The organism is Streptomyces sp. WAC05292, from assembly GCF_003949955.1.
Classification (GTDB): domain Bacteria; phylum Actinomycetota; class Actinomycetes; order Streptomycetales; family Streptomycetaceae; genus Streptomyces; species Streptomyces globosus.
Window position 1 is genome coordinate 1 of sequence record NZ_RPSE01000176.1, and the last position, 11,868, is coordinate 11,868.

At 74.0% G+C, this 11,868-nt stretch carries 9 protein-coding genes and 1 pseudogene; 4 read left to right on the forward strand and 6 right to left on the reverse strand.

Annotated elements, in window-relative coordinates:
- Window positions 1-10: 10 nt before the first annotated feature.
- A complete protein-coding gene (locus tag EF903_RS18915) occupies window positions 11-1,285 on the forward strand; it encodes a cytochrome P450 (RefSeq protein WP_125544730.1) in 1,275 nt (424 codons plus the stop codon).
- A gap of 102 nt (window positions 1,286-1,387) precedes the next feature.
- Window positions 1,388-1,579: pseudogene (locus EF903_RS18920) on the forward strand (transglycosylase family protein); the annotation flags it as partial.
- 177 nt (window positions 1,580-1,756) lie between these two features.
- Here EF903_RS18920 and EF903_RS18925 read toward each other — a convergent pair.
- Window positions 1,757-2,518, reverse strand: a complete 762-nt coding sequence (locus EF903_RS18925; protein ID WP_125544716.1) for a helix-turn-helix domain-containing protein — start codon at window positions 2,516-2,518, stop codon at window positions 1,757-1,759.
- A gap of 240 nt (window positions 2,519-2,758) precedes the next feature.
- Between EF903_RS18925 and EF903_RS18930 the strand changes: the two genes are divergently transcribed.
- On the forward strand, window positions 2,759-3,427 hold the full coding sequence (locus EF903_RS18930; RefSeq protein WP_125544718.1) for a DUF4097 family beta strand repeat-containing protein: 669 nt from the start codon (window positions 2,759-2,761) through the stop codon (window positions 3,425-3,427).
- A 65-nt stretch (window positions 3,428-3,492) separates the two neighbouring features.
- On the opposite strand, the gene EF903_RS36115 is transcribed toward EF903_RS18930, so the two are convergent.
- Together EF903_RS36115 and EF903_RS18940 are read right to left on the reverse strand one after the other, a co-directional pair.
- Window positions 3,493-3,837, reverse strand: a complete 345-nt coding sequence (locus tag EF903_RS36115; RefSeq protein ID WP_399421188.1) for a hypothetical protein — start codon at window positions 3,835-3,837, stop codon at window positions 3,493-3,495.
- A 102-nt stretch (window positions 3,838-3,939) separates the two neighbouring features.
- Entirely contained in the window at window positions 3,940-4,830 is an 891-nt protein-coding gene (locus EF903_RS18940; RefSeq protein WP_125544720.1) for a hypothetical protein, read from the reverse strand.
- A gap of 401 nt (window positions 4,831-5,231) precedes the next feature.
- Here EF903_RS18940 and EF903_RS18945 point away from each other — a divergent pair, with 401 nt between their 5' ends.
- On the forward strand, window positions 5,232-5,846 hold the full coding sequence (locus EF903_RS18945) for a hypothetical protein (RefSeq protein ID WP_125544722.1): 615 nt from the start codon (window positions 5,232-5,234) through the stop codon (window positions 5,844-5,846).
- A 25-nt stretch (window positions 5,847-5,871) separates the two neighbouring features.
- Here the strand turns inward: EF903_RS18945 and EF903_RS18950 are convergent, their stop codons facing one another.
- The 3 genes from EF903_RS18950 to EF903_RS18960 form a co-directional block, all read right to left on the reverse strand.
- Window positions 5,872-8,964: a hypothetical protein gene (locus EF903_RS18950; protein WP_125544724.1), complete on the reverse strand. Its 3,093-nt coding sequence runs from the start codon at window positions 8,962-8,964 to the stop codon at window positions 5,872-5,874.
- Window positions 8,965-10,833, reverse strand: a complete 1,869-nt coding sequence (locus EF903_RS18955) for an HSP90 family protein (protein WP_125544726.1) — start codon at window positions 10,831-10,833, stop codon at window positions 8,965-8,967. It abuts the gene before it with no gap.
- A gap of 74 nt (window positions 10,834-10,907) precedes the next feature.
- A partial coding sequence (locus tag EF903_RS18960; protein WP_312845944.1) for a hypothetical protein occupies window positions 10,908-11,868 on the reverse strand: 961 nt, incomplete at its 5' end.

The following is an 11,868-nucleotide window of genomic DNA, read 5'->3' on the forward strand; positions in this document are numbered from 1 at the left end:
CGGTCGGGGCGTGCACGAGCCGACCTCCGCAGCCTCCGAAGAACCCGCTCCCCCGCAGGGCCCCACCCTGTTCGACTGGGAGTTCGCCACCGACCCGTACCCGGCGTACGCCTGGCTGCGGGAGCACTCCCCGGTGCACCGCACGCGGCTGCCGAGCGGGGTGGAGGCGTGGCTGGTGACCCGGTACGCCGACGCCCGCCAGGCCCTCGCCGACCAGCGGCTGAGCAAGAACCCGGAGCACCACGCGGAGCCGGCGCACGCCAAGGGCAAGACCGGGATCCCGGGGGAGCGCAAGGCCGAGCTGATGACGCACCTGCTCAACATCGACCCACCGGACCACACGCGGCTGCGGCGGCTGGTGTCGAAGGCGTTCACGCCGCGCAGGGTGGCGGAGTTCGCGCCGCGGGTGCAGGAGCTGACCGACCAGCTGATCGACGCGTTCGCGGACCGGGGCGAGGCGGACCTGATCCACGAGTTCGCCTTCCCGCTCCCCATCTACGCCATCTGCGAGATGCTCGGCGTCCCGCGGGAGGACCAGGACGACTTCCGGGACTGGGCCGGGATGATGATCCGGCACGGCGGCGGGCCGAGGGGCGGAGTGGCCCGGTCGGTGAAGCAGATGCGGGCCTATCTCGGCGAACTCATCCACCGCAAAAGGGATGATCTGGGCAATGACCTCATCTCCGACCTGATCCGGGCGAGCGACCACGGCGACCACCTGACGGAGGCCGAGGCCACCGCGATGGCGTTCATCCTCCTCTTCGCGGGCTTCGAGACCACCGTCAACCTCATCGGCAACGGCGTCCACTCCCTCTTCGTGAACCCGGGCGAGCGGGCCCGCCTCCAGGCCTCCCTCGCCGCCGGCGAGCGGGACCTGCTGGAGACCGGCGTCGAGGAACTGCTGCGCTACGACGGGCCGGTGGAGCTGGCGACCTGGCGGTTCGCCACCCGGCCGCTCGTCCTCGGCGGGCAGGAGATCGCGGTCGGCGACCCGGTACTCGTCGTCCTGGCCGCGGCCGACCGGGACCCGGCGCGGTTCGCCGAGCCGGACACCCTGGACCTCTCGCGGAGTGACAACCAGCACCTGGGGTACGGGCACGGGATCCACTACTGCCTGGGCGCACCGCTGGCCCGGCTGGAGGGTCAGACGGCGCTTGCGACTTTGCTGACGCGTCTGCCCGATCTGGAACTGGCAGTTCCGCCTACGGACCTGAGATGGCGGGGCGGACTGATCATGCGTGGCCTGCGCACCCTTCCCGTCCGCTTCACACCTCGAAACATCTGAAGAGTTTCTGATGGTAAATCAATTTCTTGCTCAACTTGTGACAATCGTTCGAAGGCCGCTAGGTTCTGCCGTTACCACGCCGTTATGCGAAAGGTGCATCACATGCGTTCCGGGAACGGCCGCCACAGACGCCCCCGCCAGGTACCCGCCATCGTCGTCACCGCCGGAGTCACCGGCTCCGCGCTGGCCATGCCGCTGCTCGCCGCCACGGGCGCGAGCGCGGCCGAGGCCGGGACGTGGGACAAAGTCGCCGAATGCGAGAGCGGCGGCACATGGAGCGCCAACACGGGCAGCAGGTCGGCGAGGGCAGCGCTCGGGGCACGCGCGGCTGCCCGCCCAGTCCGCCGGCCGGGGCGTGAAACGCGCCACAGCCCCCCGGCTTTGGCCGTCAGTGTGTTCGCCGATGCCGTTCCCCGTGGCGCATCCCCGCCGCCCCCGACGACGGCAGGCGCCGACCCTTCCGCGGTGTTTCTACTGCGGGGCCTCCGGGCCCGTCCCGGCGCTGTCCTCCGGTTCGGTGCCTGCGGGCTTCGCGTACAGGATGTCGCGTGCCTGCTCCGCGGCGCGGATGAGGCTCTCGGTGACGAAGTCGACGAAGCGCGCGATGTTCTCGAGGCGGGCGGCCGCCGGCGTGCCGGGGCCGAGGACGCCGACGCCCTGGCGTGCGACCACGACGAGCTGGGCCGTGGAACGGGCGCTGGCCAGCATCGACTGGTACCAGACGTCGTCGTCGACGATGTAGCGCTCGCGGCGGCGCTCGTCCCGCTCGCGGCGTACGAGGCCCTGCTCCTCCAGGAACGCGATCGCCTTGGAGACGGATGCCGGACTGACCTGGAGGCGCTGGACCAGCTCGGCGGCCGTGAGGCTGCCGGCGTCGGTGGTGTACAGGCACACCATGACGCGGGCCATCATCCTCGGGGCGCCCGATCCCATGAGGACGGTGGTGAACTCCTCCTCGTACCGGCGCACCTCCTCGGCGTCACGGCCGTGGGGCAGCCGGGTCGTCGGAGTCTTGCGCGGGGCCGGCTTCCTGCGGCGCTGGGCACGCTGCTCGGTGGCGCGATGAGCCAGGTCGGCGCGGTAGGCGGTGGGGCCGCCGTTGCGCATGACTTCGCGCGTGACGGTCGAGGTCGGGCGGCCGAGGCGCCGGGCGATCTCCGCGTACGCGAGGTCGTCGGCCAGTCCGAGTGCGATCTGCTGGCGTTCCTGCTGGGTGAGCCTGCCTCCCGGCATGGCGGCCTCCTTTGCGATTCGGGGTTCCAGCATAGCGTTCATTCGCGACTCATTGCAACGTATGTGAGGTGATTGTTGCGTTAATTTTCGACCTGACGCAACGATTTGAAGCCTTTGACCTGCACAAACAAACGAAACTAACAACGCGTCAATTGCCCGCGCCTCAAACGCAACGTAGCTTTTCCCTCGTCGGAAACAACGGGCCACAAGGGCCCGCCGACCCACTCAGGGAGAACCCACATGCAGACCTTCGCCACCCCCGCCCCCGCCTCCGTCGTCCTCGACGTCCCCGCGGGCAGCATCCGCTTCATCGCCGCGGACCGGGCCGACACCACCGTCGAGGTGCGGCCCGCGGACGCCTCCAAGGACCGCGACGTCACCGCCGCGCAGGAGACGGCGGTCGCCTGCACCGACGGCGTCCTGACCATCACGACGCCGAAGAAGAAGGGGATCCTGGGCGGCGCCGGCTTCGTCGAGGTCACCGTTCAGCTCCCGGCCGGCTCGCGCGTCGAGGCCAGGACCGCCTCGGCCGAGTTCCGCGGCGTCGGACGGCTGGGCGAGGTCGCCTACGACAGCGCGCACGGCACCGTCAAGCTCGACGAGGCGGCAGGCGCCCGCATCACCCTCCAGGCCGGCGACATCACCGTCGGCCGCCTGACCGGACCTGCCGAACTCCGCACCCAGAAGGGAGACCTGACGGTCACCGAGGCCAGCGCCGGCCCGCTCACGCTGCGCACCGAGCACGGCGACATCAGCGTCGGCGCCGCCCGCGGCACCTCCGCCTCCCTCGACGCCGGCACCTCCTACGGCCGCATCCACAACGCCCTCGCCAACGCCGACGGCGACGCCCCGGCCCTCGCCATCCACGCCACCACCGCCTACGGCAACATCGCCGCCCGCACCCTGTGACACCCCGCCGGCCGCACGGCCACCGCGGCCGGTGGCGCTCCCGGCACCGAACGCCGGGGGCGCCATCACACCGCCGGCCCGCCCGACGCGATCGCGGCAGCGTTGTCCGTGAACAAGTGGGCCTGCATGCCCACCGCGCGGGCCGTTACGGCCGCTGCGTCGAGGCCGAGGCGGGCGGCCGCCTGATCGTGCACGTCCCGTTCGCTGGTCTGCCCCACGGTGCCGGCGCGCCAGATGTCGCCCACCCGCTGGTGCACCGTGACCGGCGGCAGCCGCAGCCTCTCCTCCCACCACTGCACCCACCCCGTCTCCGGGGTGCACTTGAGAACGCCGCCGATGTCGAGAATGACGCGGGCGATAACAGGGGGACAACTGTCACCCCGCCCCCGGGCCGTGAACCAAGCGCTCACGCCACCTTGTGACACTCCTGTCGCAGACAAGCCTCCACGCCCGGACACCGCACGAAGCGGCTCCGATCGCAGCACCGCCTGCGCCGATCCGCGTGGGCCGCGTCAGACCACCCAGGGGATCGGCGCGGGACGCGGCGCCGGTGGCAGCGGGTTTCCGAAGGCTCCGTGGGCTGTGGAGAGCACCGCCGAGGCGAGGTCGCGCGCGGCCTCCGCCGTACGGTCGCGGATGCGGGACGGCCGGGCCGCGAGGCCGTGCGCCCGGATGTCCGGGTCGTGCGGGAGGTGCACCACGGCCGCGGTGTGCGGGGCCAGCGTCGCCGCGGCCGCACGGGCCACCGCGGGGAGGGCCCCGTCCGAGGCGGCGGAGAACGCGACGACCGTGCGCTCCAAGGGCACCCCTCCGCAGTGGCGGAGGACCTGCACGGCCTGGTGCAGCAGCTGTACGCCGCCCGCGGTGGGCTGCGCGCACAGCACGGGCACGGTGTACGGGAGGGCGCACCAGCCGCGGGTCAGGCCGGGCAGGCCCGCGCAGTGGGCCGTGGCGATGTCGTGCGCGACGGGGTGGGCGGTGTCGGCGACGAAGAGCTGCCAGCCGCCCGCGGCGGCCAGTTGGTACCAGGCGGCGGGGTCGGCGGGGAGGGGCAGCGGCAGCGGGGCGGTGCTCCATTCGCGGCCGTCGGTCAGCACCGACCACTCGCCCTCGGCCGCCTGCCGGACCGCGGCCGCGTCGCGGATCTCGGCCCGGCTGAGCGGCCGGTCCGGCGGAAGGGCCCCGAGACCGCCGCCGCCCCGGGTGCCCGCCGTCCAGGCGGGCCAGGGGGAGCAGAGCCGCGCCGACAGGTCGGCGACGACCGTGTCGCCGAGCCGGGCCAGCGCGTCCGCGAGCAGGCAAGCCACTGTCGACCGGCCGCTTCCGCCGGAGGCGGCCAGCACGGGCACCACGAGGCGCGCCGATTCGGGGATCCCCGCCGGTGCTGATGCGCCCAGTCCCATGAATCCCCGGCCCCCGACCGCACACAAAGGCGTAACTTGTGTGAATTACATATGCGCGGCGATCGCGCGGGCACGGCCGTGCACCCTGCATCGCTCACCGCGCGGACCGTTTGACGGATTTACGGTCCTGCTCAACGAGTGCAAATGGCATAGTGTCACGATCTGCCACCCGATCGCGGTGACAGCAACTACTGCCTGACCGGTTGCAGTTGTCCATGGCGGTCGCGCACCGGCGAAGAGGCGCGGGGGAATTCGATGCGGATGAAGCGCCGACTCGGGCTGACGACAGCCGCCGCCGCTGCCCGCGCCGTGGGCATCGGCTCGTCGAGCCGTGTGGCTCGGGTGACCGGCATCGGCAGGGCGGGGGGTGTAGTGGTGAGCGAAAGGGCGGGGGTGCAGTGGTGAGCGAAGGCGGGGTGTTCCTGCCCTGGGGCGTGGTGACCGCGGCCTTCTGGACGGCGGGCACCCCCGAGCCGCCCGCGGCGGTACCGTCGGCGCCCGCCGGGCTCCCGGACGTGCCCGCCCGGATCGCCGGCATCGCCGCGCTGGCCGCCGAAGGCAGCCTGGACGAGGCCGCGCTGCACGCCGAGCAGCTTGACGCCGCCTACGGAGCCGCCACCGGCGGAACCCCCACCACCGCCCTCGCGGACATCCGCGAGGTACGCGGCTACCTCGCCAGCCTGGCCGGCGAAACCCGGGCGGCGGTGGGCTGGTACCTGCACGCGCTGCGCCTGCGCGCCGCCCTGCAGGGCCCCGCGCACCCCGACACCGGGGCCGCGGTCCGCCGTACGTACAGCCTCTGGCGGACCGTCGCGGACCCCGTCCTCGGGCAGGCCCTCGGCGCGGAACTCCTGGCGACGGCCGTCGCCGTCGAGGGCCAAGGCAGCACGGCCGCACGCCGCATCCGCGCCGTCCTGGCCGACCCGGCCCCCGACTGGTCGCACGACACCCCGACCGAGCTGACGGCGTCCTGGGAGGACGCCTTCACCCTCTGGGACCGCGGCGACGACCCCTGAGCCGCACCGGCCCTTGTCGAGCGGCTCAGCGGTCCGACTGGCGGGAGCGGAAGTCCGCTCGCAGGGCGTCCAGGATCTGCGCGGCCTCGTCGAGGCCGTGCCGGCGGCAGCGCTTGGCGGCGGCCGAGAGACGGGCCATCGCCTCCGAGGCCCGGCCGAGGCCGTTGTACTCGATCACCGCCGCCAGCCGGACGGATTCGGCGCGGGGCACCTCGCCCTGCTCGCCGTCCCGTTCGTGCGCGGCGACGGACGCCTCCGCTTCCGCCAGCGCGTCGGCGAAGCGCTCGGCCGCGGCGAGGACGCGGGCCCGCTGGTAGTGGATGGTGCCGGACTCGTACGCGTGGGAGAAGTCGTCCGTGTCCTGCGGCACCGCCGCGCACACCGCGTCGGCTTCCGCGAAGTGGGCGAGCGCCGCCTCCAGCCCCGCCGACGGCTCCTGCGCGTCCTCCGCGCCGGTGCGCTCGCCGAGCGGGGTCAGCCGGGCGAACTCGCACATCATCCGGATGATCATCGGCGGGTTGGCCGCCTTCGCGTGCGCGTCGACAGCGCGGGCGTACGCCGCCCGGGCGGCGTCCCAGCGGTCGGCCGCCGCCAGCGACATCGCCGCCTCCGACGCCACCAGCGTCAGGACCGCCGGGTCGTCCTCCCAGCCCGCGACGGTGTCCGCCAGCCGCAGGAACACCTCCGCCGCGGCCCGGTGCTCCTCCAGCGCGCGCAGGCCGCGCCCCAGGGTCAGCCGCACCTGGGCGTGCAGCCGCTCGTCGAGGACACCCGACTCGTCCGCGTCGACGGACTCCAGGACGGCGACGGCCTCCTCCGGCCGGCCGGTGCGCGTGAGGACGTCCGCGAGCTGGAGCCGCATGTCGGCCGCCGCGTCGTGCGCGCCGCTCCGGTCGTGGCGGGCGGCGGCCTCCGACAGGTGCCGCACCGCGGTGGAGGCGTCTCCGACGTGCGAGGCCGCGTGCCCGAGCATGGCGTGCACGGAGGCCAGCGGGAAGTCGGACGCGCCGTGCCGTACGGCGAGCGCGATCACCTGGTGGAGCGGTTCGACGGCCTCCCCGTACTTCCCCTGCGCGAAGAGCGTCTGAGCGAGGATCGAGCGCGTGCGCATGCCCAGCCAGGGGCGGCCGGACGCCTCGACCTCCTCCAGCGCCGCCCGCAGGCTGCCCTCCGCCCGTTCCGGGTCGCCGCGGCGCAGCGCCAGGTCTGCCGTGAACTCCAGCGCGCCCGCCTTGCGGTGCGGCACGGCAAGCCGTTCGGCCTCGGAGTGCAGGAGGGCGACGGACTCCTCGAACCGTTCGAGGGCGGCCGCGGAGACCTCCGGCAGCTCCCCCACGGCCTCGTGGTAGGCGGCGTAGACGCGGAAGTACACGACGGTCAGGTACTCCTCGGCCGCGTCTGCGGCATCTGCCGCATCGGCCGCATCTGCCGCATCGGCCGCATCTTCCGCGTCGGCCACGCCGGCGGCCGCCGACGCCGCCAGTTCCTCCGCCTCGCGCAGGACCGCGTCGAGGCCTGCCCGGATCGCCTCCCGGTCCACAGCAGCCCCGGCATCGGAAGCGCCGGCGGAACCGCCACCGGCACCACCGTCGGAACCGGAACCGGAACCGGAATCACCCGCGGTCCTCGGTACGGACGTCCAGGCCAGGGCCCGCGCACGGCACACGAGCGCGTCCCACGGCCGGCCGGCCGCGCCGAACAGCCCGGCGGCCTCCGTCATCGCGGCCACGGCCTCGGTCTCCCGGTCGTCCCCGAACAGCTCGTACGCGCGCTGCTCCACGAGCTCGGCGCGCAGGCGCCCCTCCGGGCCGAGCCGGTCGTCGTGCACGTACCCGTCCGCGCCGGCCACGGCGGCGATCCGCTGCCACAGCGGCGTGTCACCGGGGTGCACCTGCGCGGCCATCCGCCGCGCCTCCCGGACCAGTTCGACGGAGTCCTCGGGAATCGCGAGGGCGGCCGGAGCTCCGGACGCGCCGTTCCCGCCGCCCCCGGCGCCGGGCACCGCACGCGCGGCGGCCGTACGCAGCCCCAGCGGCAGCGGCTCCCCGGTCAGGGGCGCGCACGCCAGCCGTGCGCGCCGCCGGTCGCCGACCCCCGTCGTGCCGTTGCGCGCGTCGAACGCCGCGGCCAGGGACTCCCCTTCCGCCCGTACGGTCTCCAGCAGTTCCCCCGCCGTCCAGCTCCGCCCGGGCGGCCCGGCCACCGGCGTGTCCGCGTGTCCGTCCGAGACGAGCCGGGCGAGGAGCACCTGCACGCCGGTCAGGAAGCCGAGGCGGGCCAGCGGCGCGCCGACCGCCTCGAAGAGCGGCCGGTTCTCGGCGAGGATCTCCAGGCCGCGGCCCTCGTTGCGGGTGAGGGCGCAGAACTCCAGGTGCAGCCCGACCTCGTCCAGCATGCCCGTCATGCCGCGGACCCGCCGGTAGCCGCCCAGGTGGTGCGAGCGCGCCTCGTCCAGGCGGCCGGACCGCACCAGCGGCAGCAGCGCCTGCGCCTGGCTCATCTGCGGTTCGTCGGAGCAGGACGACGCGCCCTCCAGGACCGGACGCCACACCTCCAGCGCCGCCGCGTCGTCACCGGCGCGGACCCGGTGCAGCGCGTGGTGGCGCGTCTCGCAGGCCTCGCAGTCGCTGAGCCGGGTGCGGGGCCGGGTCGCCCACAGGTCGTACGCCGCATCCGTACCCGCCCCGGTGTGCGCCGCGAGGTGGTACCGCATCGCCGCCACCGGCTGCACGCCGTGGCCGTCCGCCTCGTACCGCTCCCGCATGCGCCCGATCCAGCCCTCGATCGTCGCCAGCGGCACCTCCGGCACCTGGAGCAGCGACGTCGCCACCCACTTGAAGCGCCACAGGACCTGGTGCGCCTCCCATTCGCTGAACGAGCCCGGCGCCTCCTCCCACAGCTTCAGCAGCCGCGCGAACACCACCGGCGACTTGCGGTGCTCGCCGGTGTTCTCGTACGCCGCCATCAGCTCCATCAGAGCCGTGACCAGGATGTCCGGCTTGTCGAACGGCTCGGCGGCCTCGACCAGCTCCTCCGCGGTGACGGTGCGCTGCAGGCCGTACGGGCGCTCGTTGTTCTCGCGCAGCGCTTCGAACACGGCCTCGGGGGTGTCCAGCATCTACTGCTCCTTCCGGGGCTCGTCGGTACCGGGCGCGGACTGTGCGCCGCCGGGGTGCATGGCGTGGGTGAGGAGGCTGATGAACGCCCGGTTCAGCAGGGCGCTCTCGTTCGCCTTCAGGGGCCGCCGGCTGAGCAGCAGCGCCTGCCCCAGCAGGGACTCGGCCGCGGCGACGGCGAGACCGCGCTCGGTGATCGTCACGGCTTGGCGGACCAGCGGGTTGAGGTGGTTGAGGACGAGCTGCGCGCGCGGGGTCTCGCTGCGCAGCGAGCCGAGGATGTCGGCCCACAGGCCGTCGCTGTCGGCGGCCAGCCCGGACCGCGTCCGCTCGTGGCGGGCCTCGCGGTTGTCCAGCAGCAGCACCGGCGCGGTGACCGGCTGGAAGTCGCGCAGGACGACGTCGCAGTCGTGTGCGGCGACCGTCTCGCGGGCCACGGACAGGAAGGCGGCGGCCCGGATCTCGGCGGACGGGTCCACGGCGTCGAGGTGCGCGGTGACGGTCGCCGGATCCAGGTCGGTGACGGCCGTCCCCGGCCGGATCTCCGGCAGCCGGTGCACCAGATCGCGGTCGTACGTGTAGCCGCCGTTGACGACGCCGAGGCCGGCGGCGGAGGCGATCGGGGCGACCTGGCGGAACTCCTCGACGCTGCGGGTCACGAGGACGGTGCGGTGCGTCCGCGCGAACTCCGCCAGGGTGACGTTCCCGTCGGTCGTCTCGAAGGGCAGCCACGGCAGGACGATGCGCAGCAGCTCGTCGTCGTAGCGGGCGAGCGCCTTGACCGCGAGGTGGTGCACGTCGATGAACCGGTGCAGCAGCGCCGGGTCGCTCGCGGCGAGGCCGGTCAGCCAGTCGCGGATGCGGACGCCCAGCGCGTCCCGCACGGCGGCCAGGGTGCCGTCCTCGTACAGGGCCTCGCGGGACGCCGTCGGCCGCAGGCTCGTCGTGTCGATGACACAGCGCACGAAGAACGCCCAGTCGGGCAGGAGCTCGGACGCCTGGTCGCTGAGCAGCATCCCCTTGAGGTGGACGCGGTGCCCGGCGCGCTGGGCCGGACTCAGCGCGGTCGGCAGCACGTACGCGACACCGCGCAGGCCGGCGGCGGGCAGGTCGAGCTCGATGGTGTCGAGGGGCGTGAAGTCGAAGACGGAGCGGCAGTACGCGGTCAGCGCCTCGCGGCGGGCGAGCGGCGAGCCGTGCTGCCGCTGCCACGGCGGGGCCTCGTCGATGCGGAGGCGCCCGCCGTCCTCGTCGACGACGGTCACCTCGTGCGGCAGCAGGCTCCCGTAGTGGCGGGCCAGCTCGACGACCCGCGCGTGGGTCGTCCATTCGGCGTTGTCGGCGCGGGGGGTGAGCCGGACGGTCGTGCCGGGCTCCGGCACGGAGCCGGCCGGGAGGGTGCGGATGGTGTAGCGGCCGTCGGAGTGGCCGCGCCACTCGACGGCGGGCGCGGCGGGGTCGGCGGCGTGCCGGCTGACCACGGTGATCTCGTCGGCGACGACGAAGCAGGCGAGCAGGCCGATGCCGAACTGGCCGATGAAGTCCCCGCGCTCGGCGGCGAGCCCGGCCCCGTCCAGGCCGCCGTCGGCGGTCCGCTTGGAGCTGCGGCCGATGGTCGCGAGGAACCGGTGCACGTCGGCCTCGGTCAGGCCGATGCCGGTGTCGGTGATGGTGAGCGTGCCGCCGGTCCGCACGGTGATCGCGGCGGGTGCGCCGGGGTCGGCTGCCCGGCGGGCGGTGATGGCGTCCACGGAGTTCTGCAGGAGCTCCCGCAGGTAGACGCGGGGGCTGGAGTAGAGGTGGTGGGAGAGCAGGTCGACGAGGCCGCGCAGGTCGACCTGGAAGGTGTGGGCGGATGCGGAGTGCGACACCGGTACGGGATCTTTCGTTCGGCGCGCCGCGCGGGGCGGCGGCAGGACGGGGAGGAGTGCGGGCCGGCCCGGGATCAGGCGCCGACGGAGGAGCGGTACTTGCGGTAGGCCGCCACGGGGTCGCCGCCGTTGACGTAGTACCAGGGGAACTCGGAGACGGCGCCGCCGGTCGCGTCGAAGCAGCGGCGGGCGTACTCCCTGTCCCCGGCGAGCGCGAACGCCATGGCGAAGGAGTTGCACACCTGCACCCGGCCGTCTCCCTCCGCGAAGTCGGCGTGGAGGACGGACCGGTCGGCGGCCTCCCGCAGCGAGCCCACGACGCCGGAGCCCCGCATGTACTGCGCGCACGCCTGGCCTTCGAGGTCCAGCCAGTGCTCGATGTGCGCGATCGCGACGAGCTGCCCGAGCATGCTGCCCTCGGGCGCCTTCAGCATCGACTCGCGGGCGAAGGCGTGCATCTCCTCGTGCGAGCCGCCCCACTTCCTGCACACCTGCTGCAGGTGCTGCTGGTGGGCCCGCAGGTGGAACGGGTCGCGCCGCACCACCGCCTCGAACCGCCGCTGCGCGACGACAGGGCCGACTTCGAGGCCGCGGCCGCTGGTCTGCAGTACCTGCCAGGGCGAGGCCCAGTCGGGCTCGCGCTCGGCGGCCCCGTAGAGGAACGTTTCGGCGCGGCGCAGCCGCTCGTGGAACACCTCGAACTGCGCCCGCGACACGTGCGTGGCCCGCGCACCGGTCCGCGCCTCCCAACCCCAGCCGACGTAACGCGTCCCGGCGACCAGCAGGGGCAGCGCCGAGTCCGGCTCGGCCGCGATCGCCCGGTGGATCCACTCCTCCACCCCGGCGACCTCGGAGAGCGTCCACAGCATCCCGGCCCGGTCGCCACCGTCGGGCCGCGCGGCGAGCCCGTCCCGCACCCCCGCCCAGTCACCGGCCTCCGCGGCCTCCCGCACCCGCGTGACCGCAGGGTCGCCGCAGTCCTTCTCCAACCGCACACCGGCCCTGCCGACCCACCGCCGCAGCGACAGCCCCGCC